General features: G+C 64.5%; 28 protein-coding genes and 2 pseudogenes. 8 read left to right on the forward strand and 22 right to left on the reverse strand.

Translation table 11 applies throughout. The features are described 5' to 3' along the window. The first annotated feature begins 265 nt into the window (after window positions 1-265). Window positions 266-757, forward strand: coding sequence for a septal ring lytic transglycosylase RlpA family protein (locus AB7Z56_RS40220; RefSeq protein ID WP_094184040.1), 492 nt, complete (start codon window positions 266-268; stop codon window positions 755-757). A gap of 96 nt (window positions 758-853) precedes the next feature. Here AB7Z56_RS40220 and AB7Z56_RS40225 read toward each other — a convergent pair whose 3' ends face one another. The 3 genes from AB7Z56_RS40225 to AB7Z56_RS40235 all read right to left on the reverse strand — a co-directional run bounded on the left by AB7Z56_RS40225 (window position 854) and on the right by AB7Z56_RS40235 (window position 2,677). Further along, window positions 854-1,342 (reverse strand): cyclic nucleotide-binding domain-containing protein, encoded by a 489-nt coding sequence (locus AB7Z56_RS40225; protein ID WP_063985882.1) that lies wholly within the window; start codon window positions 1,340-1,342, stop codon window positions 854-856. A 196-nt stretch (window positions 1,343-1,538) separates the two neighbouring features. Next, a complete protein-coding gene (locus AB7Z56_RS40230) occupies window positions 1,539-2,177 on the reverse strand; it encodes a ferric reductase-like transmembrane domain-containing protein (protein ID WP_063985883.1) in 639 nt (212 codons plus the stop codon). An 11-nt stretch (window positions 2,178-2,188) separates the two neighbouring features. After that, entirely contained in the window at window positions 2,189-2,677 is a 489-nt protein-coding gene (locus AB7Z56_RS40235; RefSeq protein WP_063985884.1) for a hypothetical protein, read from the reverse strand. A 371-nt stretch (window positions 2,678-3,048) separates the two neighbouring features. Here AB7Z56_RS40235 and AB7Z56_RS40240 point away from each other — a divergent pair, with 371 nt between their 5' ends. Beyond that, window positions 3,049-4,812, forward strand: coding sequence for a SulP family inorganic anion transporter (locus tag AB7Z56_RS40240; RefSeq protein ID WP_231143678.1), 1,764 nt, complete (start codon window positions 3,049-3,051; stop codon window positions 4,810-4,812). Between the two features lie 13 nt (window positions 4,813-4,825). Here the strand turns inward: AB7Z56_RS40240 and AB7Z56_RS40245 are convergent, their stop codons facing one another. After that, the gene (locus tag AB7Z56_RS40245) at window positions 4,826-5,275 is read right to left on the reverse strand and encodes a DUF3085 domain-containing protein (protein WP_063985886.1); all 450 of its coding nucleotides are present in this window, start codon (window positions 5,273-5,275) and stop codon (window positions 4,826-4,828) included. Further along, on the reverse strand, window positions 5,272-5,511 hold the full coding sequence (locus AB7Z56_RS40250; protein ID WP_063985887.1) for a hypothetical protein: 240 nt from the start codon (window positions 5,509-5,511) through the stop codon (window positions 5,272-5,274). The genes AB7Z56_RS40245 and AB7Z56_RS40250 overlap by 4 nt, the downstream gene beginning before the upstream one ends. Before the next feature lie 170 nt (window positions 5,512-5,681). On the opposite strand from AB7Z56_RS40250, the gene AB7Z56_RS40255 reads away from it, so the two are divergent. Both AB7Z56_RS40255 and AB7Z56_RS40260 read left to right on the forward strand, forming a co-directional pair. Then, the gene (locus AB7Z56_RS40255; RefSeq protein ID WP_231143679.1) at window positions 5,682-5,849 is read left to right on the forward strand and encodes a hypothetical protein; all 168 of its coding nucleotides are present in this window, start codon (window positions 5,682-5,684) and stop codon (window positions 5,847-5,849) included. A gap of 585 nt (window positions 5,850-6,434) precedes the next feature. Beyond that, window positions 6,435-7,442, forward strand: coding sequence for an LLM class flavin-dependent oxidoreductase (locus AB7Z56_RS40260; RefSeq protein ID WP_231143680.1), 1,008 nt, complete (start codon window positions 6,435-6,437; stop codon window positions 7,440-7,442). Window positions 7,443-7,660: 218 nt separating this feature from the next. Here AB7Z56_RS40260 and AB7Z56_RS40265 read toward each other — a convergent pair whose 3' ends face one another. The 6 genes and pseudogenes from AB7Z56_RS40265 to AB7Z56_RS40290 all read right to left on the reverse strand — a co-directional run bounded on the left by AB7Z56_RS40265 (window position 7,661) and on the right by AB7Z56_RS40290 (window position 12,182). Next, complete coding sequence (locus AB7Z56_RS40265; RefSeq protein WP_063985889.1) at window positions 7,661-8,536, reverse strand: amidohydrolase family protein; 876 nt, start codon at window positions 8,534-8,536, stop codon at window positions 7,661-7,663. Between the two features lie 13 nt (window positions 8,537-8,549). Further along, window positions 8,550-8,942, reverse strand: a complete 393-nt coding sequence (locus tag AB7Z56_RS40270) for a RidA family protein (protein WP_063985890.1) — start codon at window positions 8,940-8,942, stop codon at window positions 8,550-8,552. Between the two features lie 25 nt (window positions 8,943-8,967). Further along, window positions 8,968-9,651: pseudogene (gene hpaH, locus AB7Z56_RS40275) on the reverse strand (2-oxo-hept-4-ene-1,7-dioate hydratase); the annotation flags it as partial. A 28-nt stretch (window positions 9,652-9,679) separates the two neighbouring features. Next, a complete protein-coding gene (locus AB7Z56_RS40280; protein ID WP_063985892.1) occupies window positions 9,680-10,540 on the reverse strand; it encodes a fumarylacetoacetate hydrolase family protein in 861 nt (286 codons plus the stop codon). Between the two features lie 55 nt (window positions 10,541-10,595). Then, window positions 10,596-11,213 carry a flavin reductase family protein gene (locus tag AB7Z56_RS40285; protein ID WP_283017788.1) on the reverse strand — a complete coding sequence of 206 codons (618 nt, stop codon included), beginning with the start codon at window positions 11,211-11,213 and terminating at the stop codon, window positions 10,596-10,598. A 3-nt stretch (window positions 11,214-11,216) separates the two neighbouring features. Then, the gene (locus AB7Z56_RS40290; RefSeq protein WP_063985894.1) at window positions 11,217-12,182 is read right to left on the reverse strand and encodes a Bug family tripartite tricarboxylate transporter substrate binding protein; all 966 of its coding nucleotides are present in this window, start codon (window positions 12,180-12,182) and stop codon (window positions 11,217-11,219) included. Between the two features lie 129 nt (window positions 12,183-12,311). Between AB7Z56_RS40290 and AB7Z56_RS40295 the strand changes: the two are divergent. The 3 genes and pseudogenes from AB7Z56_RS40295 to AB7Z56_RS40305 all read left to right on the forward strand — a co-directional run bounded on the left by AB7Z56_RS40295 (window position 12,312) and on the right by AB7Z56_RS40305 (window position 15,275). Then, a pseudogene (locus AB7Z56_RS40295) lies at window positions 12,312-13,111 on the forward strand (IclR family transcriptional regulator). A gap of 81 nt (window positions 13,112-13,192) precedes the next feature. Beyond that, window positions 13,193-14,488 carry an O-acetylhomoserine aminocarboxypropyltransferase gene (locus tag AB7Z56_RS40300; protein WP_063985896.1) on the forward strand — a complete coding sequence of 432 codons (1,296 nt, stop codon included), beginning with the start codon at window positions 13,193-13,195 and terminating at the stop codon, window positions 14,486-14,488. 4 nt (window positions 14,489-14,492) lie between these two features. After that, window positions 14,493-15,275, forward strand: a complete 783-nt coding sequence (locus AB7Z56_RS40305; protein WP_063985897.1) for an alpha/beta fold hydrolase — start codon at window positions 14,493-14,495, stop codon at window positions 15,273-15,275. A gap of 190 nt (window positions 15,276-15,465) precedes the next feature. Here AB7Z56_RS40305 and AB7Z56_RS40310 read toward each other — a convergent pair whose 3' ends face one another. Together AB7Z56_RS40310 and AB7Z56_RS40315 are read right to left on the reverse strand one after the other, a co-directional pair. Then, window positions 15,466-16,419, reverse strand: a complete 954-nt coding sequence (locus tag AB7Z56_RS40310) for an aliphatic sulfonate ABC transporter substrate-binding protein (protein WP_084795315.1) — start codon at window positions 16,417-16,419, stop codon at window positions 15,466-15,468. 22 nt (window positions 16,420-16,441) lie between these two features. After that, window positions 16,442-16,663, reverse strand: a complete 222-nt coding sequence (locus AB7Z56_RS40315; RefSeq protein WP_063985898.1) for a hypothetical protein — start codon at window positions 16,661-16,663, stop codon at window positions 16,442-16,444. A gap of 392 nt (window positions 16,664-17,055) precedes the next feature. On the opposite strand from AB7Z56_RS40315, the gene AB7Z56_RS40320 reads away from it, so the two are divergent. Further along, window positions 17,056-17,787: an SDR family NAD(P)-dependent oxidoreductase gene (locus tag AB7Z56_RS40320; RefSeq protein ID WP_063985899.1), complete on the forward strand. Its 732-nt coding sequence runs from the start codon at window positions 17,056-17,058 to the stop codon at window positions 17,785-17,787. Between the two features lie 276 nt (window positions 17,788-18,063). Here the strand turns inward: AB7Z56_RS40320 and AB7Z56_RS40325 are convergent, their stop codons facing one another. From AB7Z56_RS40325 to phnG, 9 genes are read right to left on the reverse strand one after another with little or no spacing between them, the layout of a single operon-like run. Then, window positions 18,064-18,675, reverse strand: a complete 612-nt coding sequence (locus tag AB7Z56_RS40325; RefSeq protein WP_071909237.1) for a pyridoxamine 5'-phosphate oxidase family protein — start codon at window positions 18,673-18,675, stop codon at window positions 18,064-18,066. Between the two features lie 22 nt (window positions 18,676-18,697). Continuing rightward, the gene (phnN, locus tag AB7Z56_RS40330) at window positions 18,698-19,294 is read right to left on the reverse strand and encodes a phosphonate metabolism protein/1,5-bisphosphokinase (PRPP-forming) PhnN (protein ID WP_063985901.1); all 597 of its coding nucleotides are present in this window, start codon (window positions 19,292-19,294) and stop codon (window positions 18,698-18,700) included. Beyond that, window positions 19,291-20,448, reverse strand: a complete 1,158-nt coding sequence (locus AB7Z56_RS40335; protein WP_063986743.1) for an alpha-D-ribose 1-methylphosphonate 5-triphosphate diphosphatase — start codon at window positions 20,446-20,448, stop codon at window positions 19,291-19,293. The genes phnN and AB7Z56_RS40335 overlap by 4 nt, the downstream gene beginning before the upstream one ends. Window positions 20,449-20,459: 11 nt before the next feature. Then, on the reverse strand, window positions 20,460-21,158 hold the full coding sequence (gene phnL, locus AB7Z56_RS40340; protein ID WP_063986744.1) for a phosphonate C-P lyase system protein PhnL: 699 nt from the start codon (window positions 21,156-21,158) through the stop codon (window positions 20,460-20,462). 22 nt (window positions 21,159-21,180) lie between these two features. Further along, window positions 21,181-21,975, reverse strand: coding sequence for a phosphonate C-P lyase system protein PhnK (phnK, locus tag AB7Z56_RS40345; RefSeq protein WP_063985902.1), 795 nt, complete (start codon window positions 21,973-21,975; stop codon window positions 21,181-21,183). After that, complete coding sequence (locus AB7Z56_RS40350; protein ID WP_063985903.1) at window positions 21,968-22,864, reverse strand: alpha-D-ribose 1-methylphosphonate 5-phosphate C-P-lyase PhnJ; 897 nt, start codon at window positions 22,862-22,864, stop codon at window positions 21,968-21,970. Before AB7Z56_RS40350 ends, phnK begins: the two co-directional genes overlap by 8 nt. After that, a complete protein-coding gene (locus AB7Z56_RS40355) occupies window positions 22,861-23,964 on the reverse strand; it encodes a carbon-phosphorus lyase complex subunit PhnI (RefSeq protein WP_063985904.1) in 1,104 nt (367 codons plus the stop codon). The genes AB7Z56_RS40350 and AB7Z56_RS40355 overlap by 4 nt, the downstream gene beginning before the upstream one ends. Window positions 23,965-23,968: 4 nt before the next feature. Continuing rightward, entirely contained in the window at window positions 23,969-24,577 is a 609-nt protein-coding gene (gene phnH / locus AB7Z56_RS40360; protein ID WP_063985905.1) for a phosphonate C-P lyase system protein PhnH, read from the reverse strand. A 4-nt stretch (window positions 24,578-24,581) separates the two neighbouring features. Further along, window positions 24,582-25,046: a phosphonate C-P lyase system protein PhnG gene (gene phnG / locus AB7Z56_RS40365; RefSeq protein WP_084795316.1), complete on the reverse strand. Its 465-nt coding sequence runs from the start codon at window positions 25,044-25,046 to the stop codon at window positions 24,582-24,584. Window positions 25,047-25,092: the final 46 nt, after the last annotated feature.

The following is a 25,092-nucleotide window of genomic DNA, read 5'->3' on the forward strand; positions in this document are numbered from 1 at the left end:
AGCGCGAGCGTGTCGGCTTGTGGCGACATCGCATGTGTCACTCACCGCAGGTTCCATCAGGTCATGCTGCTGACGCATTCTCTGTCTTAGTCGGGGACAACCTAAAACACTGCGTGCGGACCGCTCTGGTTCGCACATCGGTTCCGTAGCCAGGGGTTGGCTCGAATCCGCAAAGCACTGGTGCAAGTTCGTGAACGCTTCCGCGTTCGCTTGACCATGCTTGCGGTGTCGGAACCGGACGATCGAAAAAATCACAGGAGTTATAATGCTGTTCCGCTCGAGCGCCGCAATTTGCGGCGCCCTGGTTGCGCTTGCCGTTTCTGTTCCCGTTGATCGAAGTGAAGCGTGTGAAGTTCACTCAAGCGCCGTCGTCGATGCCGCCTCCGGGGAGGCGATCGTTGGCGCCGCATCCATGTACAATCCGTTCAAGCCCGGCAAGGAAGAGGGCGGTCCGAACACAGCCTCCGGCGAGCGCTATGATCCCTCTGTCTGGGCGGCTGCCATCAAGACGAATTTGCGCGGGAAATTTGGTGGGGTCCAATTTGGCGCGAGGCCGAAATATGCCCTCGTCGAGGCCGTCGGCAAGAAGGTCATCGTCAAGATAAATGACGTGGGGCCATTGAGGCCTGGCCGCATCATCGACCTCAACGAGCGGACGATGCGCCATTTCGATCCAAGCCTGGAACTCGGAGTCATTGTTGGCGTAAGAGTGATCCCACTTTCAGGGGACGATTGGATCCCGGGACCGGTGGGCTGAACGTCCCACGCGAAGTGGCGTGGCCCGGATGGAGCGCGAGCGTAATCCGGGACCGTCAGCCGCGGAGCGAACTTGCGGCGGCGCAGAGAAGCACAGTCATCTCGCGGGGGTTTCGTCTTCGTCCGCCTGGTGTCCGGTGAGGCGATCGTCGGCACGGCGCAGCCGCCGGCATAGCTCTCGATTGACGTTCTGCAGGACGATCACATAGGCGTGGATATCGGCCTTGTAGCAAGCGTAGAGCTTTTGCGCCGTCAGCTCGTACAGCACCGTCGGACTCTCCGCGACCACCGTGGCGGAGCGATTCTGCATTTCAATCAGCGTCATTTCACCGAAGAAATCGCCAGCCTCCAGAACGGAAATCGGGATGACGCTCCCCGAGTTCGCCTGCTTGCTCACCGCCAGCCGGCCGGATTTGACGATGAACAGCGAGCGTCCCGGCTCGCCTTCCGCCACGACGGTCGCGCCGGCATCAAAGCGGCACTCGACCAGCATCGAAATCAGCAGGTCGAGGCTCGGGTCCGGAAGACCGCCGAAGAACGGCGTCGCGAGCAGGAACGTTTTCAGCTCGGGGGCACTGACAACCATCACGCTAGGATACGCCCCGTCGCAATCTGCGGCAAGCGGAGCGGAGATCGGCGCTGACGACGCCGAACGTGTTTGAACAAGGCGGTCAGCAAAAGTTTCGTAGGATGGTAGAGCGCTTGCGAAACCCATCATGCTTCCGCGCAGACAAAGTGCGATGGGTTTCGCTTCGCTCTACTATGCGCTACGCGCGGCCATGTCACTGCGGCGCAGTGCTCTCGCCGCGCAAGGTCCTTCGCTTTCGCCACACCTGCAGGTCGATCATGACTTTTACGGTTGCCGCGAGGACGAGCGCGCAGAGTGCCGCCTTAGAGATCGTCTCCATCGTCCCCTCGATCAGCAGGCAATGGACCACGCTGCCTGCGACGATGACGATCGCCAGCGGCATGTGAATGAAGCGCCAGGTTCGTGGTCGCAGTCCCAATCGCCGACGCAGGGCGGCCAAGAGCGCGACCGCGAAGATGGCCCACATCGCGGTCACGCCAAAGGGAGAGAACGGCGTCGGCGATGAGAAGGTCAGCGCGTCGATCATGTCGGGCGGACTGGTGATCCAGAGGCCAACGACATGGATCACGATCGCTGCGACCAGCGTACCGCCGATCCAGTGATGCGCACGCCGTCCGCGATAAGCCGGGAATCCCGGCAGATATCCGCCGATCAGCAGGGGCTGAACGAGCACGAGGCCGAGGGCAACAATTCCCGCAAACCCGGCCACGACGTAGAGCGGACCGCGCCATGCGAGCTGCTCGCTTCCCGCTGCCGCGACGATCGGCACGCCAATGGCCGAAGCAAGGGCAACCCAGATCAGGATCACCCGGGCCAGTCTCCACCCCTTCATTCGCAACCCGGTCAGGCCGTCTGCAGGACGAAGTGCGCTTCCAGGCTCGTCTCCTTCGCGCTCCGCATCACCGGCCGCAGAAAGACGGTCTTGAACTCACCGCTGTCATAGGCGAGGTGACCATGCGGCTGGCCGAAGATCGGAATGATCTGCGGCATCTCGAGCCGGAACTTGCCGTCCTTGTCGGTGAGCGTGGCGCCATGACTTTGCGGTTCGTGCTCCTGCCCTTCGGTCGTGTGCGCCCAGATCTGGATGCGCTGCCCGGCAAGTGGAGCCCCGTCGCCTGCGCGGCGAACGGTGCCGCTCATCCAGAAGCCGCCCTTGCCGATCCGGTCCACGATCGCCGCGCCCTTGCGGTAGTTGTTCGCGCCACCCGACATCGACTCGGTCGGTGCGAGGCCTTCGGCACGGGCCGGCAACAGGAGCCCGGACACCCCGGCCGCCAGGACCGAGCCGCCGGCGGCGAGGAGATAGCGTCGGTTGAGTACGACCATGGTCATGTCAGTTCCTCCTCGCGACCCCAGCAGCAGTTTCACCAAGGGTACAACAACAGGCGCAAAACGCCCAGTTGAGACAACGGGCGCACCAGGTCGCAATAACAGGGTTGTGAACGGAGGCACAGGCCACTCAAACAGCCGCGAACGAACGCCATTCTCGCGGCATGGAACGCCCGAGTTCGGTTTTGGTCCTTCCCCCTCGTCCGTGAAGAGGGCGCAGGGAAGACTTGGTGCCGGCTGGCACCCATGGCCCGCTGTGCTGCTTCGGCCATAGCGCCGGGCCACTGTTCAGCCTGCTGCGGGCGTAATAGCCTGATCGGTCCAACACATCATGCGGGGCAAACTTGCTCAATGCGGGCTGGGAGAAACCATCAATGAAGCGCTGGTTGCCCGGACTCGACACTCTCCGTCAATATGAAGCAGCATGGCTTCCGCACGATATCTTCGCCGGCATCGTCCTGGCGACAATGCTGGTCCCGGTCGGCATTGCCTATGCAGCTGCATCGGGCCTGCCGGGCATCTACGGTTTGTACGCAACGATCGTGCCGCTGCTGGCCTACGCGCTGTTCGGCCCAAGCCGCATTCTCGTCCTTGGCCCGGACTCGGCGCTGGCGGCAATACTCCTTGGAGTCATCGCTCCCTTGGCTCAGGGCGATCCCCTGCGGGCCGTGACACTCGCGGGCATGATGGCGATTGTCTCAGGGACGGTCTGTATCCTGGCAGGCGTCGCGCGCCTTGGCTTTATCACCGAGCTTCTCTCGAAGCCGATACGCTACGGGTATATGAACGGAATTGCCCTGACCGTATTGATCAGCCAGCTGCCCAAGCTCTTCGGCTTTTCCATCGAGAGCGAGGGGCCACTGCGAAGCCTGTGGGCGATTGTCAGCGCGATCCTTGGGGGGCAGATAAACTGGGTCGCGTTCGCGATTGGCCTCGCCACGTTGATCGTGATCCTGCTTCTCAGGAACAACAAGCGGGTACCGGGCCTTCTGATTGCGGTCGTTGGGGCTACGCTCGTCGTCGGGGTGCTTGATCTCGGGACGCAATACGGCGTCAAGGTGCTGGGCCCCCTTCCCCAGGGCCTGCCGGGTTTCGTTGTCCCATGGATCACCTCCAGCGACCTCGTGCCGGTGCTGATCGGCGGTTGTGCAGTAGCGATGGTTTCGTTTGCCGATACGAGCGTACTTTCACGTGCCTATGCTGCGCGATTGGGGTCTCGGGTCGATCCCAACCAAGAGATGGTCGGGCTCGGTGCCGCCAATCTGGCGACGGGATTTTTCCAGGGCTTCCCGATCAGCAGCAGTAGTTCACGGACACCCGTTGCGGAAGCCGCCGGTGCCCGCACTCAACTCACCAGCGTCGTAGGCGCGCTTGCCATCGCGTTGCTCCTCCTGGTCGCGCCGAGCCTGCTCCAACATTTACCCACCGCCGCATTAGCCGCCGTCGTTATCGCATCGGCGATTGGCTTGATTGAAGTTGCCGACCTCAAACGAATCTATCGCATTCAACGGTGGGAATTCTGGCTGGCCATCGTCTGCTTTGTCGGTGTAGCAGTGCTCGGAGTCATTCCAGGAATTGGTCTTGCGATCGCAATCGCTATCATCGAGTTCCTGTGGGACGGTTGGCGCCCACACTCCGCCGTATTGGGGCGCGCCTACGGCGTCAAAGGCTATCACGACATCACACGATATCCGGATGCGCGCCGGGTCCCCGGGCTGGTCCTGTTTCGCTGGGATGCACCTCTGTTTTTTGCCAACGCCGAATTCTTCAGGGAACGCGTCCTGGATGCCGTAGCGACATCGCCAACACCCGTGCGTTGGCTAGTTGTTGCCGCGGAGCCGGTCACGAGCGTAGACGTCACCGCCTGCGACGTGGTTGCCGAACTGGACCGATCGTTGCACGCGCAAGGCATAGAGTTTTGTTTTGCCGAACTCAAAGATCCCGTGAAGGACAAGCTGAAAAGATTTGGCCTCTTCGCGCAGCTTGGAGAGAATTACTTCTTCCCGACAATCGGCGTAGCCGTCGCCCGCTATCTCGAAACCAACAACGTGGAATGGGAGGACCGGGAGGACTGGGAGGACGACGATGTGCAGGGCTTGGAGAGAGTAGCGGGCCAAGATACCGCGTCTGGTCCTTAGCCGAGATTCAGACTCAAACCCGACAACTGCGTCCTGACGTGGTGTCATTTTTGTCCCGGATGCGCAGCGATTGCAGTCGTATGCTCGCCGTCCCTTTTTCGACGACAGCCACCGTCATCGCGTCGGGCTCGAAGGTCACCTCGAGGTCGGCGCCGGCATCGACGGCAGTGCCGATCATCACCAGATCGATGAATTCCCTCCCATCGTTATCGCCGAAGATGGCGCGCTTGATACCCAACCAACTTTGGACCGGCACCCTGAGCGGGTCGCATTCGTTTGCGTAGGCCAGAGTCACGCTGCCCCGAGGCCTGGCGCCGTTATGCACGAGATAGATGCCTTGGCCACCGACAAGCCAGAAACCGGGGGAATCTCGACCGTTCATGGCTCGCACCGAAACCGGCCATTGCCGGACGGCCTCGTTCCAGAGCGCCTTCAGCCTTGCATGAGGGAAGGTCAGCTTCACTGAAGTGGGTTCCGCCGAGCTGCGTAGTTACGAGTTGCGATCGCGTCGGCAATCTGGTCGCGTGGCACAACGCACACGATCTGGGCATCATTCGGCAGGGCGAACGTCAGCCAATAGGTTTCGGCGTCGTATGCGGCGATCACCACGACGGCTTCGACGTAGGCAGCTTTGCTGTTGTCGGCGACGGAAAACCCAGCGTCCGTCAGCGCGGTGCGTTCCTGTTCGTCAAACTTCACGGCGTCATCTCGTGTCTGGAGGACGCCCCCGCGACTCGCGGTTTACCCACACCGCTTACGGAAACCTCGTTAAATCGCATTAAGGTTGTGAAGGATCGGCAATGTCCGGCGACGACGGGAGCCCGACGACTCAAGCGTCACGGCTGCGCGAACGAGACCCAAGCCATTGAATGATCCTTCTTGTCAGCGCCGCATCCCTCAATATTCAGCAGGCATCCACTGGTGGCGCCGCAGCGCCCTACCGCGACTGCGTCCAGATGTCGCGCTCCTCGTCCATGGTCAGGACGATCGGCATCGGCTTCGGCTGGATCGGTAGTTACCGCGATTTAACTGGCTGATCTCTCCGGATCGGGCGAGGGCTGCACGCGAGCACACCGTCCGCGAGAACGACCAACAATGCCGGAAATTGAAATCACCGACGAGTGCCGCGCTCTGATTGCGGCCGAGTTCCCGTCCGACGATACCGGACAACGCCTGGCAAGCGGCAAATGGCAGATACAGATCGATGAGGTGACGTGGCAAATGCTGCACAAGGCACGGCGGCCCGGCGAGTCAGTATCGGACTGCATCATTGCGTTATCATCATCATCCAGCACAAGCGCGGCTTGCTGTAGCTGCCGCCAACGGGAAAAGTGCCGGCCACATCTCGACCGAACCGACAATCATGGAGGTTCGTCCCTCGACGCCAGAGACGTGGAATAGGAACGGCAGAACAATTCACGAGATGGAGCCAAAACTAGTAAACGGAGGACGATTTCGCTCTTGAGAAGCAAAAGGTGAATCCTGGCCCGCTACATCGTCTCTGACGTTAGCACAGCAGATTTGGATTGCATTTGCGCGCTACGGCCGCGCTAACATTTCCATAATAAGCCACTACATGTGAGGCCGCAGCGCACATCGCACTCCCACCCGGTACGCCAAACATGATCCCCTTCTCCGTGCTCGACCTCGCTCCCATCCGAAGAGGTGGCGATGCGGCGCAGGCGTTCCGCAACTCGCTCGACCTCGCCCAGCATGCCGAGACCTGGGGCTACAAGCGGTTCTGGCTCGCCGAGCATCACAACATGACGGGCATCGCGAGCGCGGCGACGTCGGTGGTGATCGGGCATGTCGCGGGCGGGACTAGGACGATCCGGGTCGGGTCCGGCGGGATCATGCTGCCGAACCATTCGCCGCTGGTCATCGCCGAGCAGTTCGGCACGCTGGAGTCGCTCTATCCCGGGCGGATCGATCTCGGGCTCGGCCGCGCGCCGGGCACCGATCAGTTCACCGCGCGGGCATTGCGGCGCGACCTCGCCACGAGCTCCGAAAACTTTCCGCACGACGTGCTGGAGTTGCAGGCGCTGCTCGGTGATGTCCAGCCGAACCAGTCGATCCGCGCCGTGCCCGGCTTTGGGACGAAAGTGCCGCTCTGGATCCTGGGATCGAGCACCTTTGGCGCGCAGCTTGCCGCGATGCTCGGGCTGCCATTCGCGTTCGCCTCGCACTTCGCGCCTCAAATGATGATGCCGGCGCTGCGCGAATATCGGGCGCGCTTCGAGCCGTCGGCGCAGCTCGACAAGCCCTATGCGATGGTCGGCGTCAACGTGTTCGCCGCCGAGAGCGACGCGGAGGCGCAGAGGATGTTCTCCTCCCTCCAACAGCAGTTCATCAATCTGCGCCGCGGCACGCCCGGCCCGCTGCCGCCGCCGGTCGACGACATGGACGCGCTGTGGTCACCGGCCGAGAAGGCCATGGTTGGCCAGTCGCTGTCCTGCTCCGCCGTCGGCTCGCCCGAAACTGTCGAGGAGAAGCTGAAGGCGCTGATCGCCGAGACCGGCGCGGACGAGCTGATGACGACGGGCCAGATCTACGACCACGCCGCGCGGCTGCGCTCGTTCGAAATCGCAGCCGAGGTGCGCGACCGGCTGGCGGCACGGCCGGCGGTGTGAGCGCCAGAATTGGAGGCTGTGAAAGCGCCCGGCCTTCATGGGGCGAGACGTCTGCCGCTAGCGGCTCCTCAGCATGAGGGTCTAAGACTTTGCCACGATACGAGACCTCATCCTGAGGAGCCCGCCAAAGGCGGGCGTCTCGAAGGATGGCCTCGGGCGACAGCCGGGCCTGCATGGTTCGAGACGCGCGTACCGCGCTCCTCACCATGAGGGTCTTGCTAGTCCGGAAAGCCGAACAGCTTTGCCGGATTGTGCACGAGGATCTTCTCCAGCTCGGCCTGGTCGGGCGCGTAGCGGTACATCAGCTCTAGCAGGTCGGCGTCGTTGGGCGGCTGCTTGACGGAGACGGGATGCGGCCAGTCGCTGGCCCAGACGCAGCGGTCGATTGCGGCCTCGATATAGGCGCGCGCGATCGGGATCACGTCGTCATAGGGCGGGCCGGCCTGCGAGGTCTTCTCGCCGAGCGACAGCATGACCCAGAAATTGCCCTTCTCGAGCAGCTCCAGCATCTTGCGCAGGTTCGGATCATCCCGGCCATTCGAGGGCACGGGCCGCGCCATGTGGTCGATCAGCACGGGGACGTCGAGATTCTCGTACTTGGCGACGCTGGAGACGATGCCGTCCTTCTCGGGCTGGATCTTCACGTACCAGCCGAGCTCGCGGATGCGCGCGATGGCGCGGGCGAAATCGGCGTCCGACAGCACGGCGCCGAGCTCCTGGCGGAAACTGAAGCGCGCGCCGCGCACACCCGCGTCATGCAGCTTGGAAAGATACGAGTCGCTCGCTTCCGCGAACACCAGTGCGTTGGCGCAGCCGCGATAGTTCGGGCCCATCGCCGCAAGACCGTCGAGTACGACGGAATGATCCGCACCATAGGTCGTGGTCTGCACGATGATGCCGCGCTCGATGCCGAGCGTCTTGTGCACGCGCAGCGCTGCTTCCCAGGTCGCGCTCGGCATCCGATAGGCAGCGCCGGGGCGTTCCGGATATTTGTCGATGGGCCCCAGCACGTGAAACTGGCTGTCGACAGTCTTCGGCGGCGGCGCCCTGACCGGGCGACGGGGGTTCGGGTCGAACGGCAGATAAGTCGGCATGCGCAAAGCTCCCTCAGTCGATCACGGCGGTGAAGTCGCACTGCACCAGCGCGCCGCCGTCCATATTGTCCATCGGCAGCGCGTGACGCGCCGGGCGCGAATGCTCGTCCGGAAACATTTTTAGCCACTCGACATTGACCGGGCCGCGGTGTGTACGGTCCTTCAGCCACACCGTCATCTTGATGATGTCGTCCGTGGTGCCGCCGGCGGCTTCCACCGTCGCCTTCATATGCGCGAACATGTTGGCGCATTGCGCGTCCAGGCTCGCAGGCATCACGCCGGCCGCATCACGGCCGAGGATGACACCGGACATCACGAGATTGCCGATGCGGCAGGCGTTGGGAATCGGGTTGGCGTGCTTGAAGCCGCCGATGTGGATGCTCTTGCGCCGCGTTTGACCCGTCATGATGCGCTCCCTCTTATGTGTTGATTCAGACGAACTGGCACGACACCGAGCCGAACGCGCCATAGTCGGCATGGAACGTGTCGCCGCGCCGGATGTCGACGGGACGGGTGAACGATCCCGCCAGCACCACCTCGCCGGCCGCGAGATGTTCGTCATGCGGCGCAAGACGGTTGGCGAGCCAGGCGATGCCGTTGGCGGGATGATTGAGCACGCCGGCCGCAAGCCCAGTCTCCTCGACCTCGCCGTTGCGGAACAGCAGCGCGCCGATCCAGCGCAAATCCGCATCCATCGGGCGGAACGGCCGGCCGCCGAGCACCAGCGCGGCGTTGGCCGCGTTGTCCGAGATCGTGTCCATCACCTTCCGCGTTTTGCCGGTCTCGGGATCGATGCGATGCATGCGCGTCTCCAGGATTTCGAGCGCAGGCGTGACGTAGTCGGTGGCGTTGAGCACGTCGAAGATGGTGCAGTCAGGTCCGCGCAGCGGCGCCTTCAGCACGAAGGCGAGCTCGACCTCGATGCGCGGCGCGTGAAAGCGGTCAAACGGAATGGGCGTGGCGTCGGCATAGAACATGTCGGCGAACAGCACGCCGTAATCGGGCTCGGAGATGCCGACCGCGTTCTGCATCGCCTTCGAGGTCAGGCCGATCTTGTGTCCCTTGATAACACGGCCGCGGCCGAGCTGCAGTTTCGTCCAGGCGCGCGGCGAGGCGTTCGATCGTGGCGGTATCGAGCATGGCTTACTGCTCCGCGGCGACGGTGTTGCGCAGAACGCCGATACGACTCGACTCGACCTCGACGACGTCGCCCACCCTAAGCCAGCGCGGCGGATCGAAACGCGCGCCCGCGCCCGTCGGCGTGCCTGTTACAATCATGTCGCCGGGCTTCAGGGTGGCGAAAGTGGAGAGATAGGAGATCAGGAAATCGAACGGGAACATCAGCCGCTCGGTCGTGTCCTGCTGCCGCACCTCGCCGTTGACGCGCGTGATGATGTCATGAGGCCCGCGCGGATCGAGCTCGTCAGACGTGACGATCCACGGCCCGATGCTGCCGGAGCGATCGAAATTCTTGCCCTGGGTGACGTTGAACTTGCCGTGGCGCAGCCAGTCGCGGATCGTGCCCTCATTGCACAGGGTCATGCCGAAGATGTGCGACCAGGCTTTGTCGCGCGGAATGTGGCGGCCGCCCTGGCCGATCACGATGACGAGCTCGCCCTCGTAGTCGAGCTGCTCAGATACATGAGGCTTCTCGAGCGGCTGGCCGGCGCCGGTCATCGACGAGATGCTGCGCACGAACAGGCTGGGATATTTGGGCAGGTCCGAGCTGTCTTTATACTCGGCATTGCGTTCGGCGTAGTTGACGCCGATGCACCAGAGCTTTTCCGGCGCCAGCACCGGCGGAAGCAGGACGAGGCTTTCCAGCGCGTAGTCGGGTTTTTGTCCGGCCACCGCTTCCTGCGCATCGGCCAGCGCGTTGGCTGCAATCAACGCTTTCACGTCGGAGAAGTCGCGGCCGATCCGCCTGGTCAGATCGACGACACCGCCATCCACCGCCGCGCCATAGCGCAGCTCTCCGTCCAAGAGATAGCTTACGAGTCGCATTGTCGTGTTCTCCGATGGTCTTCAGGCACATAGGCCGGCGCGATGGGCTGCGCGCTCAGTCTTTGGATTTGGGCGTCTGGAAGACGGTGTTCAGCGTCACGATCTCACCGAGGCGCGCGTAGCGGGGCCCGCCGATGCGCGCGATCGGGTCGAGCGCCGCGGTCTCGACCTTGCCGTCGTTCACGAGGCCGTCGCGGATGTGGAACATCACGACCTCGCCGACGATGAGCCGGCTGCGAGCCTCGCCGAATTCGAGGCACTGCCGGAAACGGCACTCCATCGCGACGGGTGCTGCGGCAAGCCGCGGCACCTTGATACACTCGCTCGCGATCGTCTCCAGCCCGAGATGCTCGACCTCGCTGATTTCAGGCGGATGCTCGACCGAGCTGTCGTGCACCGCGGACATCAGCGGGGTATCGGCGATGTGGATCACATATTCCTCGGTGTCGAGGATGTTGTGCGCGGTGTCCTTGTAGTCGGCACCTTTGCGGCCGACGCTGATGGCGAGCATCGGCGGCTTCTGCGAGACGAAGGTGAAGGCGCTGAAGGGGGCGAGGTTGAGCACGCCCGAGCGCGACAGGCTCGTGACCCACGCGATCGGGCGCGGCACCACGATGCCGGTCATCAGCCGGTAGATGCGCTCCGCGCCGAGCTCGGTGGGGTCGATCCGCATCGCTCAGTCAGCCTTGATGTTGGCCTTGCGCACGACCGGAATCCACTTGGCGTCCTCGCGCGCGAGATAGGCCTTGAACTCGTCCGACGTCATCGGGGTGGATTCTCCGCCAAGCTTTTCGAACTTGTCGATCACACCGGGATCTTTCAGGATCGCAACCAGCGTCTCGTGAAGTTTGTCGACGACCGGCGCCGGCGTGCCGGCAGGCGCGAACAGGCCCGTAAAAGTCTGGCCGTCGAAATCCTTGTAGCCGAGCTCGGTGAAGGTCGGGACATCAGGCAACGACTTCAGGCGGTGCGGGCTGGTGACGGCGAGCGCGCGGAACAGGCCGGCCTTGATGTGCTGGAGGCTGACCGTGAGCTGGTCGAATGCGAACTGCACCTGGCCGCCCAGGAGATCGTTGATCGCCGGCGCGTTGCCGCGGTAATGCGCGGTGACCCATTGCAGGTCGAGGCTCGACTGCATCAGCTCGCTGAGCAGATGGTTGGTGGTGCCGGGGCCGGGCGAGGCCATCGTCAGCTTGCCGGGCTCGCGCTTGGCGAGTTCGATGAATTCCTTGAACGTCGTGGCCTGCACGGACGGGTGCACTTCGAGCACCAGCGGCGTCATCGAGATCGTCGAGATCGGAAGAAAATCCTTCTTCCAGTTATAGGCCTCGCGCTTGTTGATCTCGGTCGCGAACAGTACCGGGCCGTTGGCGCCGACGAACAGCGTGTAGCCGTCGGGCGCGGATTTCGCGAAGGCTTCGCCCGCGATCATGCCGCCGGCGCCGGCCTTGTTCTCGATGATGAAGGGCTGGCCGAGCTTTTCCTGGAGCTTGTCGGCGACGATGCGCGCGGCGCTGTCGACATTGCCGCCGGCCGGATAGGGCACGATCAGCTTGACGCTGCGCGCCGGCCATTGCTGGCCCGATGCGGGTCCCGCCAGCATCGCGGCTGCGGCAGCTATGGCAATCCAGATTAATCTCATGTTAACCTCCCGGCGGCGCTTCCAATTCCATATCGAGTGCCGTGACGTCGCGCATGGCGCTCGATCGCGGCGCAATCTCCAGATGAGCGCTTTACCTGTCGAGAGAATTGTGGCGTTCTTGTCCATAATATGGACAAGACGAACTCCGCAAGATCCGCCCGCGGAACGGCAGAGCCGCGACAGGGCGCGCAGACCATCCGGCGCGCGCTCGCGGTGCTGCGTTTCTTGCCGCAGGGCGCGAAGACGGCGTGCCGCTGGCCGAGGTCGTGCGCGCGACGGGCCTCACCCGCCCGACCGTGCATCGCATCGTCCACGTGCTGATCGAGGAAGGCATCGTCGAACGTTACGAGCGAACCGGCCGCTACGCGATCGGCAACCAGGTGCCGGAGCTCGCACTTGCGCGCCCGCGGCCGTCGCGGCTGCTGGTCGCGGCAAATCCGTCGCTGCGGCGTGCCTCCACCGAGATCGGCGACACGCTGTTCCTGACGGTGCGGACCGGCAACGACACGCTGTGCGTCGATCGCAGGATCGGAATCTATCCGATCCAGGTGCTGTCGATCGAGGTCGGCGCGCGGCGGCCGCTCGGCGTCAGCAGCGCAGGCGTCGCCATCCTCGCCGCGATGCCGGCTCAGGACGCGCGAAAAATCGTCGCGGCCAACGAGAAGCGATTCGAGGCCTACCGGACCGACGTCGCGTCGGTGCTCGGCCAGGTCACCGCCGCGAGACGGCTGGGGTACGGCATGAGGGAGATCGGCCTCGTGCAGGGCACGAAATCGATCTCCACCTGGATCAAGACCCCGGACGGACAGCCTGCCGCGGCGATGACGGTCTCCGCCGTTCGGACGAGGCTCGGCCCCCGCCGCGAGCAGGAAGTCGTGGAGATCCTGCTGCGGGAGGCGCGCACGATCGAGCAGGCGATCCGGGGTTAGGCGGCGCTGTCAATGGGCTGACTTCGCGCACCATTTTGTGGCACAAGAGCCGCCTCCGCCGACCGACCAACGAGGCCACGCATGCCCGCGCCGAAACCGCCTGCCTTCGAGACCCTGAGCCTGCATGCGGGCCAGCATCCGGATCCCGCGACCGGCGCCCGCGCGGTGCCGATCTACCAGACCACGTCCTACGTGTTCCAGGATTCCGACCACGCCGCCGCGCTGTTCAATCTGGAGCGCGCCGGCCACATCTATACGCGCATCTCCAATCCGACCACCGGTGTGCTGGAGGAGCGGCTCGCGGCGCTCGAAGGCGGCGTCGGCGCGATCTGCACTGCGAGCGGCATGGCCGCGCTGCATCTGGCCATCGCGACGCTCTTGAATGCCGGCGACCATATCGTGGCGTCGAGCTCGCTCTATGGTGGCACCATCAATTTGCTGGCGCACACGCTGCCCCGCTTCGGCATCACCACGACCTTCGTCAAGCCGCGCGACCTCGACGCGTTCCGCGCGGCGATCAAGCCGAACACGAAACTCGTGATCGGCGAGACCATCGGCAATCCCGGGCTCGAAGTGCTCGATATCCCGAAGGTCGCGGGAATCGCGCATGAGGCAAAGATTCCGCTGCTGATCGACAATACGTTTGCCACGCCCTATCTCAGCCGCCCCATCGAGCTTGGCGCCGACATCGTGATGCATTCGGCGACGAAGTGGATCGGCGGCCACGGCATCGCGATCGGCGGCGCCATCGTCGACGGCGGCCGGTTCGACTGGCGCGGCTCCGGCAAATTCGGCGTGCTGACCGAGCCCTATGGCGGTTATCACGGCATCGTCTTCGACGAACAGTTCGGCACGAGCGCCTTCATCATGCGCGCGCGCACCGAAGGCCTGCGCGATTTCGGCGCCTGCCTGTCCCCGACCAACGCGTTCCAGCTCTTGCAGGGCGTGGAGACGCTCGGCGTGCGCATGGACCGGCATATCCAGAACACACATCTGGTGCTGGAGGCGCTGAAGTCGAACAAGGCCGTCGATTGGGTCCTGCATCCCTCGCTGGAGGACCACACCGACTATCAGCTCGCAAAAACGCTGCTGCCGCGCGGCGCCGGCTCAATCGTCTCCTTCGGCATCAAGGGCGGGCGACCCGCCGGCCGAAAATTCATCGAAGCGCTGCGCATGATCAGCCATCTCGCCAATGTCGGCGATGCCAAGACGCTGGTGATCCACCCGGCCTCGACCACGCATCAGCAGATGGATGCCGAACAGCTCAAGGCCGCCGGCATCGGCGAGGAGCTGGTGCGGCTGTCGGTCGGCATCGAGACGGCAAGCGACATCATCGACGATCTTGCGCAGGCGCTGCGCATCTCGCAAAAGGTCTGACACCATGAAGCTCACTGTCAACGGCGCCGAGGTGTTTGTCGCAAACGGCGGCCGCGAGTTCGACAAGTCCCTGCCCGCGGTCGCCTTCATCCACGGCGCCGGCTTCGATCACTCGACCTGGGCACTGCATACGCGCTGGTTCGCCCATCACGGATTTTCCGTGCTGGCGCCCGATCTGCCCGGCCACGGCCGCTCGGCCGGACCTTCGCTGTCAACGATCGCCGAGATGGCGGATTGGACGGCGGCATTGCTCGCCGCGGCCGGCGTGGCGAAGGCGCACCTGATCGGCCATTCCATGGGATCGCTGATCTCACTGGAGACGGCGGCGCGTCATCCCGACAAGGTCTCCGCGCTGAGCCTGATCGGCACCGCCGCGACCATGACAGTCGGCCCGGATCTCCTGAAAGCGGCCGAAGCCAACTCGCAGGACGCCAACGACATGGTGTCGATTTGGGGCCTCGGCTTCAACGCCGAGCTCGGCGGCAGCCTCGCGCCGGGCCTGTGGATGCATGGCGGCGCGCAGGCGGTGCTGAAGTCTTGCGAGCCCGGCGTGCTGTTCAGGGATTTGTCGGCCTGCAATGATTACGCGAATGCACTCACCGCTGCGGCGAGCGTGAAAGTGCCTGCTACCCTCATCCTCGGCGAACGCGACATGATGACGCCGGCGAAGGCGGGCAAGGCGCTCGCCACGGCGATCCCGCATGCGAAGACCGTCGTGGTGCCGGGCGCGGGCCACATGATCATGGCCGAGCGCCCGGATGAATTGCTGGCGGCGTTGAGGGGCTGAGCCGCATCCGACTTGAAAGTTTGGACGCAGATAGCCGCCACGGGCGGCATGGCCGGGCTAGTCCCGGCCATCCACGCCTGGCCGCGCGCGCGAAGTACGTGGATGCCCGGGCCTTCGCCTCGCCGAAGCAGCTTCGGCCGCGCAGGCGGGACAAGCCCGGGCATGACGACATCTTGCCAGTGCCCCCGCCTTACGACCCCGGCGTCCACTTCCAGACGATATCGGAGACATTGACCGGCTTCGGGATCAGCCCGAGCTTTGCAAAACGGTCGGCCACGGCCTGCTGCGTCCTGATCACCTCGGCGTCGAGCGGCACCACGCTGTAGACGGAGCGGTTGACGAAGCGCCTGACAGCCTCGATGTCGACGCCGGTCGCCTCGGCCTGCGCCTTTGCGACCTCCTCGTGATACTGCTCCGCCCACTTGCCTTCGGAGGCAAAGGTCGTGTTGAGCTTCGCGACCAGCGATGGATATTTCTCGACGAAGTCGGTGTTGGCGATGTAGTAGGCGTTCGGCTTGTGCACGTCCTTGTCGAAGACGAGAACGCGCGCGTTCTCCTTCAATTCGGCGAGCGCGAGATAGGGATCCCAGATCGACCAGGCGTCGACCGAGCCCTTCACGAAGGCCGCCGTCGCATCGGCCGGCGCCAGCGGCGCGGGCGTGATGTCGGACCAGGACAGGCCGGCCTTTTCGAGCGAGGCGACCAGGAGATTGTGCGCGCTCGATCCCTTGCCGAAGGCGACGCGCTTGCCTTTGAGATCGGCGAGCGTCTTGATGGCTGAATCCTTCGGCACGATGATCGCCTGGTTGTCGCCCTCGGACTTCACGGCCGCGACATATTTTATTTTTGCGCCGCCGGCTTGCGCGAAGATCGGCGGCGTGTCGCCGACGAAGCCGAAATCGACGCTGCCGACGTTGATGGCCTCCAGCAGCGGCGGACCGAACTGGAAGTCAATCCATCTGACCTCGATGCCCAGCGGCCTGAAGGCGTTTTCGAGCGTTTGACGCTGGCGTACCGCCGGGAAGAATCCGCCCTTCTGAGTGCCGATGCGGATTTCCGCCGGCTTGTCCTCGGCGCGTGCTGGTGCGGCCAGGGCGGTTGCAAGGAGAAGCGCTGCGGTCAGGATATGTCGTCGTGCAATCATGTTGCGGTCCTTTGCGTCAGGTTCAGTTAGCGAAGAGTGAGGAATTGGCGCGGCGGCTCCGCTCCGAAAACACCGCACGGGCTGCGCGTTCGGCCTCGCGCGCCGAACGGAACTGGCGGCCTTCGAGGCTGTCGAACAGGCGTTCGGAGGAGAAGAAGCGGAAGCCGCGCTCATCTCTTGTGATGATGCCGGCGGCGCGGTCGTGGATTTCAATGATGTAGGCGTTCGACTGGGTCTGGGACATGACTGCTCGTTCGCCGGAATGTCGGCGTTCCTGTCGTGGGATTTGTGCTGTGGGAGGTTGCTAGGAGGCGATCAGCAACAACAACAGGCGCCGGTTGCCGCCGAGAAACAGCGCCGCGTCATGCACGCGTGCATGTCGCTGGGATTACGCTGGTGATCGGTTCTCATATCGCGGCATCAAGCTCGAGGAGCAGTTTCGATGCTCCGAATATCGAGCGATTGGTGAGCTCGGTCAATGAAATGGCTATCCATATTTGGCACCGGCGCGCTGGCGCGCTTCTCCCGGCGCAAGTACCGACAGACGGATTCATCTCGCGATGAGTTCAGCAGGCGCGGGCGGCAGGCGTGGTACGCTCGCGCAACGTAAAAACAGACAATCTGGGAGATCCGGACATGGCGAATGATCTGAAGTGGCGCACCGCGCTCGTCACCGGCGGCTCGCGCGGGATTGGCGCAGCCGTCTGTCGCGCCCTGGCCGCATCAGGCGCGGCGGTGGCGATCAACTGCCGGGAGCAGATCGGGCAGGCCGAGCAGTTGGCAGGCGAGATCGGCAAGCAAGGCGGTCGCGCGATTGTCGTTGCCGCCGACGTCTCGCAGCGCGACGCCGTGGCTACAATGGTCGAGCGCGCCACGGCCGGGCTCGGGCCGATCGATATCCTCGTCAATAATGCCGGCATCGCGATCACGCGCGGCGTCGACGATCTCACCGAAGAGGATTTCGACCGCACCATGATGGTCAACCTGAAATCTGCCTTCCTGTGCACGCAGGCGGTGCTGCCGGAGATGCGTGCGCGGAAATGGGGCCGCATCGTCAACATCTCCTCGGGCGCGGCGCGCGGTGCCGGCTCGATCGGCCCGCACTACAATGCATCCAAGGCCGGCATGGAGGGCCTTACGCGCGGTTATGCGGCGCGGCTGGTGAAGGAAGGCATCACCGTCAACGCGGTGGCGCCGTCGCTGATCGAGACCGACATGATGAGCGGCCAGCCCCAGTTCGTCAGCCGCATCCCGCTCGGCCGCTTCGGCACGGCCGATGAGGTGGCGAAAGCCGTGATGCTGCCGGTCGACAATGCCTACATGACCGGGCAGACCATCGCGCTGAGCGGCGGGATGGCGTTTAACTAGGAGCGAAGATGGTGCCGCCTTTCCTTCTCCCCTTGTGGGAGAAGGTGGCGCGAAGCGCCGGATGAGGGGTATCTCTCCGCGCGCACCGCTCTTCGTGAGCCGTAGGGTGGGCAAAGCGGAGCGTGCCCACCATTTCTATCGCGGTGTTGGATAGGTGGTGGGCACGGCGCAAGTGCGCCTTTGCCCACCCTACGGCTCCTTTTCGTGAGGAGAGATACCCCTCACCCGTCTCGCGGCGAGCCACCCTCTCCCACAGGGGGAGAGGGCAAGAGAGCGCTACCACATCGTCGCCGCAGCGCGCTCCGGCCAGATGCGATCATATTCCGCGCCGCCGACCTTGTTCTCGCTCATCTCGGCCAGGATCTGGCCCGGCGTCGGCAGCGTCTTCGGATCGATCCGCTTGTCGGGATTCCAGAGGTCGGAGCGGACGATGGCGCGGGCGCACTGGAAATAGATTTCGTCCACATTCATCACCATGACGCTGCGCGGCGCCTTGCCCTCGACCTTGAACGAGGCGAGCAGCTCGGGATCGACGGAGAGACAAGCGCGGCCGTTGGCCCGCACCGCGTTGCCGGAACCGGGGATCAGAAACATCAGCGACACCCTGGGATCGCGCACGATGTTGCGCAAGGAATCGACCCGGTTGTTGCCGCGGCGATCCGGCAGCATCAGCGTCTTCGGATCATGGATGCGGACGAAGCCGGGGAGATCGCCACGCGGCGAGCAGTCGATCCCTTCCGGTCCGATGGTGGCGAGCGCGGCAAACGGCGCCTTCTCGATGAAGATGCGGTAGAGCGGGGTAACGTGGTCGGCGACTTTCACGGTCGAGGCATCACCAACGGCACCGTAGATGGCCTCCAGCTGTTCGACCGTTTCAATCACCGACATTCCGTTCTCCTTGTTGCGCCGGCTATTCGTGCCAGCCTTCGTTCCTGATCACGCGCACGAGCTGGCGACTGTGATAGTCCGCGCTGCCCGCGTTGAGGATAGTGACATCGGCATTGGCCGATGCGTCGTCGACGCTGCGCGCGAGGCGATCTGCGATATTGCCGTCGCTGTGCCGGGCCCGGGCAGCAAGCCGCTGCGCCAGCACGTCCGGCGGCGCCGTGATCGCGACCACGACGACGTTGGCATAGGCCTGGCGGAGCGCGCCAATCACTGTGCGCGAGACATTGGCGACGACGGCCCGGCCGGCGAGGATGTCATCGTTGATTTCGAGCGGAAGAGCGTAGGAATGGCCATGCGCTTCCCAGTGCACGGCGAAATCGCCGTGCTCGCGCGCGCGGCGGAATTCGTCCTGGCTCATCGCGATGTTGTCTTCGGCCTCGGAGGATTCGCGCGTCACGACACGGCGCGGGAAGACGATGTCGCGATCATCGACGCAGGCCGCCTGTGCGAGCCGCAACAGCGTGTCCTTGCCCGCACCGCTGGGACCGACCACGAGCACGAGCCGCCCGGGTCCGATCCCGCTGGCCTCATCGTGTGCCATGGTCGCGGTCTCGCTCATGCGACGCGGTTTCCTTCGCGCCAGACGCTGCGGACCACGGGAACGTCGCCTGCGACATGCACGCGGATCAGGTCGGCCCGCTTGCCGATCGCGACCTCGCCACGATCCGACAGGCCAACCGCCTCGGCCGGCGCCTTGGTCACGGTGCGAACCGCCGCCGGAAGGCTGATCGCAGGCACATGCTCCGGCAATTGCAGCGCGGCCATCAGGAGGCTGGACGGGATGTAGTCCGACGACAGGATGTCGAGCAGGCCCTCTCGGGCGAGATCGACCGCGGCGATGTTGCCGGAGTGCGAGCCGCCGCGCACGACGTTCGGCGCCCCCATCAGGATGTCGATGCCGGCCTGATGCAGGCCGCGCGCGGCCTCGAGCGTGGTCGGGAATTCCGCCACCGACACGCGATCGCGCACGGCGTCCGCGACGTTCTCCTCGGTGGTGTCGTCATGGCTCGCCAGCGGAATGTTGTACTTGTGCGCGAGCGATACGATCTCGCGCATGTTGGTCGCGGCATAGAGCTTCTGATACTCGAAGCGCTTCGCGAACAGCTCGTCGAGCTCGGCATCGGTCTTGCCGCCGCCCTTGCCGCGATAATAGTCGCGCAGCTTGACCTCGTCGCGGAACTGGCGCTGGCCGGGGGTGTGGTCCATCAGCGACATCAGCTTGACGTCGGGACGGTCGATCAGCTCCTTGGCTTCCTCGACCACGCTCGGCATCGGGATTTCGCAGCGCAGATGCAGGAAGTGGTCGGCGCGCAGCAGGCTGGCATCGCGCGCGGTCGTGATCGCGGCGGCGAGCACGCCGGCGCGGCCATCGACTTCCTCGGCGCCGTCCTCACGCCAGACCCGGAGCGAGTCGAACACGGTCGTGATGCCTGAGGTCGCGAGCTGGCCGTCATAGGAGATGACGGCGGCGACCGGATTCCAGAACACTTTCGGGCGCGGCACGTAATGCGCTTCGAGATGGTCGGTGTGGAGCTCGATCAGGCCGGGCATGATGAGGTCGCCGCCGGCATCCTCCGCACCCGCGGGGGCCCTGCCCTCGCCGATCTCGGCGATGCGTCCGTCCGCGAGAGCGAGCCAGCCCTGTTCGATCACGCGGTCAGCCAGCACGATCCTGGCGTTGGCGATCAATGTTTCCTTCGGCTTGGCATTCATTTCCATTTCCTTCAGGCCGCGGCGGCAAAGCTGGTGACGTCAACAATACGGTCGGCAATCAAATGGCGGATTTCGTCGTCATGGACAATGGCGACCATGGCGACGCCCTGGCGCTTCTTGTCGGCGACCAGCTCGACCACGACGGCGCGGTTGGCGGCATCGAGCGAGGCGGTCGGCTCGTCCAGCAGCAGGATCGGCAGGTCCGAGATGAAGCCGCGCGCGATGTTGACGCGCTGCTGCTCGCCGCCGGAGAAGGTCGCGGGCGGCAGCTGCCAGAGTCTTTCAGGGATGTTGAGGCGGTGCAGCAACTCGCCGGCGCGTGCCTGCGCGTCGGCTCGGGCCGTGCCGTTCACGATCAGTGGCTCCGCGACGACGTCGATGGTCGCAACACGCGGCACCGCCCGCAAAAACTGGCTGACATAGCCGATGGTGGAGCGGCGGATGTTGAGAACCTGCCGCGGCTCGGCGGTGGCGAGATCGACAACCGCGCCGCGATGGCGAATGCCGATACGGCCGGAGTCGCAGCGGTAATTGCCAAAAATCATCTTCAGGATCGACGACTTGCCGGCACCGGACGGGCCAGAGAGCACGACGCATTCGCCCGGGTTGACGTGGAAGGTCACGCCGCTGACGACAGGCAGCTCGATGCCGCCCTGCAGGTGCATCGTAAAGGTCTTTTTCGCGGCGGCGATGTCGATCATGGCGGTCATCGGAAAACTCATCTTGGAAGGCTTATGGCGGCAGAATCGAGGAAACGAGGAGCTGGGTATAGGGCTCGCGGGGATCGTCGAGCACCTGGTCGGTGAGACCCGTCTCGATGACACGGCCGCCCTTCATCACCATCACGCGATGCGACAGCAGTCGCGCCACCGCGAGATCGTGGGTGACGATGATGACGGCAAGGTGCAGCTCGGCGACGAGGCTGCGCACGAGGTCGAGCAGGCGCGCCTGGACAGACACGTCCAGACCGCCGGTCGGCTCGTCCATGAACACCAGCCGCGGCTCGGTGACGAGGTTGCGCGCGATCTGGAGACGCTGGCGCATGCCGCCGGAATAGGTGCGCGGCGCATCGTCGATGCGCGCGATGTCGATCTCGACACGGGTGAGCCAGTCCGACGCGGTATCGCGGATGCGGCCGTAGTGATTCCAGCCGACCGCCATCAGCCGTTCGCCGACATTGGCGCCGGCCGAGACCGCCATGCGCAGGCCCTGCGCGGGATCCTGGTGCACATAGCCCCAGTCGGTGCGGAACAGGAAGCGTCGCTCGGCTTCGCCAAGGCTCGTGAGATCGCGGGTGACGCCGTCGCGCATCCGGTACGACACCTGGCCGGCGCTCGGCGCGAGCTGGCCCGAGAGCATTTGCAGCAGTGTCGACTTGCCCGAGCCGGACTCGCCGACGATCGCCAGCACCTCGCCGGGGTAGAGCGAGAACGACACGTCGCGGCACGCGGCGATGCGGCCATAGGACTTGCTGAGCGACTCCGCGACCAGCAGCGGCTGATCGTTCTCCAGCATCTCCTCAGCCATTTGATCCCTCCTGCGCCTTCTCCTTGTACGGCGCGGCGCTCATGCTGCCGTGATGTCCGGCGGCCTGGCGGCCCTCGCAATAGTCGGTGTCCGAGCACACGAACATGCGCCCGCCCTTGTCGTCGGTGACAATCTCGTCGAGATAGGAATTTTCCGCCGCGCACAGCGCGCAGGGCGCGTTGAAGCGGTACGGCTCGAACGGGTGATCCTCGAAATCGAGCGACACCACCTGCGTATAGGGCGGGATCGCATAGATGCGCTTCTCGCGACCGGCGCCGAACAATTGCAGCGCCGGGCAATTGTCCATCTTGGGATTGTCGAATTTCGGCGTCGGCGACGGGTCCATCACGTAGCGCGCGTTCACCTTCACCGGATAGGCGTAGGCAGTGGCGATGTGGCCAAAGCGGGCGATGTCCTCGTAGAGCTTCACATGCATCAGGCCGTATTCGGCCAGCGCATGCATGCGCCGCGTCTCGGTCTCGCGCGGTTCGAGGAAACGCAGCGGCTCCGGGATCGGCACCTGATAGACCAGCACCTGGTTCGCGTGCAGCGACGTCTCCGGGATGCGGTGACGCGTCTGGATCACGGTTGCATCTTCTGTTGCCGTGGTCGTGGCGACGCCCGCGGTCTTGGCGAAGAATTTGCGGATCGAGATCGCATTCGTCGTGTCGTCGGAACCTTGGTCGATCACCTTCAGCACATCCTGGGGCCCGAGGATCGCGGCCGTGACCTGCACGCCGCCGGTGCCCCAGCCATAGGGCATCGGCATTTCGCGGCTGGCGAACGGCACCTGATAACCGGGGATCGCGATCGCCTTGAGGATCGCGCGGCGGATCATCCGCTTGGTCTGCTCGTCGAGATAGGCGAAATTGTAGGCGGGCGCGTTCATTCCGCGGCCTCCTTCATGGCATCGGGCGCATTGGCCTCGGCAAATTCCTTGCGCAGCTTGCGCAGGAGCCCGAGCTCGGACTGGAAGTCGACATAGTGCGGCAGCTTCAGATGCTCGACGAAGCCGGTCGCCTGGACGTTGTCCGAATGCGACATCACGAATTCTTCATCTTGCGCCGGGGCCACGGCCTCTTCGCCGAGCTCGCGGGCACGCAGCGCCCGGTCGACCAGCGCCATCGACATGGTCTTGCGCTCGCTCTGGCCGAAGGCGAGACCATAGCCGCGGGTGAAACACGGCGCTTCCGTCGCCGAACCCTTGAATTGATTCACCATCTGGCACTCGGTGAGCTCGATGGAGCCGAGCGGCACGGCGAAGCCGACGTCCTCCGCGAAAAATTCGACCTCGACCTCGCCGAAGCGGATCTCGCCGACGAAGGGATGGTTGCGGCCGTAACCGCGCTGGGTGGAGTAACCCATGGCCAGCAGAAAGCCTTCGTCACCGCGCGCGAGGTTTTGCAGGCGCAGGTCGCGATCGGCCGGGAAGTTCAGCGGTTCGCGCGTGAGGTCGCCGACGCTGGCGCCGTCTTCGGCCCGCGGCGAGGATTCGATCAGCCCGTCGCGGCCCAGAATGTCGGTCACACGCGGCGTGGGCGCCGTCGAAGCTTCGGCCGTCGCCGGCACTTCAGGCACGAAGCCCTGGCCAAGCGAGGGATCGAGCAGGCGGTGCGTGTAGTCGAAGGTAGGCCCGAGGATCTGGCCGCCGGGAATATCCTTGAAGGTCGCCGACACCCGCCGCTGCACGCGCATCGCGCCGGTGTCGACCGGCTCGCTGGCGCCGAAGCGCGGCAGGGTGGCGCGGAAGGCGCGGACCAGGAAGATCGCCTCGATCAGATCCCCGCGCGCCTGCTTGATCGCGAGCGCCGCGAGCTCGCGGTCGTAGAGCGACCCTTCGCTCATGACGCGGTCCACGGCGAGGCCAAGCTGCTCCGAGATCTGATCCAGCGTGACTTCGGAAATGCTCTGGTCGCCACGCCGCGCATTGGCGAGCAGGCGATGGGCGTTCTCGATGGCGCGCTCGCCGCCTTTGACTGCGACATACATGCGACTAGCTTCCCTTGTTCACGACACGCGTGGTGCGCGGGATCGCAACCACGGCATCATCGGCGACCAGCACCAAATCGATGCCGCGCGGAAACAGCGCCTCGTTGAACTGCAGCCGTTCGAACAGGTCGAAAGGCCTGATCGAGGCCTGAAGCGTCGCGACACCGTCGATGCCGGGGCCACGCAGTTCGAAACTGCGCCCCGAATTCAGGCTCTCGACCTGAAGGATCACCGTGGTCGAACGATCCGGATACTCGTTCGTGCCCAGTGCGAAGCGCTCGAGCGACGGCAGCGCCGCACCGTCACTGATCAGCGCGAAACTCGCGATCGAGGAGTCCTGCACCACCGGCGCGCCGGTGTGGAACTTGAGCCATTTCACCACGTCCGATCGCTCCGTCATCCGCTCATCGAGCCAGAGCGGCGTGTCGTGATCGAACAGCGTCAGCGCGATCGCGGCAGTGCCGCGCATCGTTGGCGCGGGCGCTCCCGCCATCGGCACGATGCGCTGGACCGAGCCCGGTCGCGCCATCGCGTCCATCACGGAACGAAAGGTCGATTGCGCCGACAAGACCTTGTCGACGAAACCCGGCGGCAGTTCCGCAATCGTGGTCATGGCCTCACCCCTCACCGCGCACCATGGTGTAGAAATCAACCTTCGTCGCGGCGGTCTCGGCCGCCGCCTGCTTGCGCTGGATCATAAGCTGCTCGCGCAACGGCGCGATAACGTCACGCTCCACCGCCTCACCGAAATCACTGGACTGCGCCAGCGCGTCGCAGAGCGCGATCAGCCGCGCCTTTTCGCCATCGCGCCCCAGCGTGTAGCCGAAGCCGACCTCGCCGCTCGCGAGCCGGACCGCTGCGCGAGACACCGTGGCTTCACCGAGATTGAACGGCGCGCCGTCGCCGCCGACCCGGCCGCGCAGCATGACGAGACCGTTTTCCGGCGCGCGTAGCTCCTGATGCGCCGGCAGGGCGAGAGCGCGGAGGCGAGCGGCGATCTCGCCCGCCTCCGCGTGCGCCAGCACGGCCATCGCGGCCTTGCGCTGGACTTGCTGGTTGTTGTGCTGGGTCACCCAATCCACCGAGCTTTTGACAGAACTTGCCGAATCCAAGTTGTCTATGATAATA

Source organism: Bradyrhizobium sp. 482_C4_N1_8 (assembly GCF_052075965.1).
Classification (GTDB): Bacteria; Pseudomonadota; Alphaproteobacteria; order Rhizobiales; family Xanthobacteraceae; genus Bradyrhizobium; species Bradyrhizobium barranii.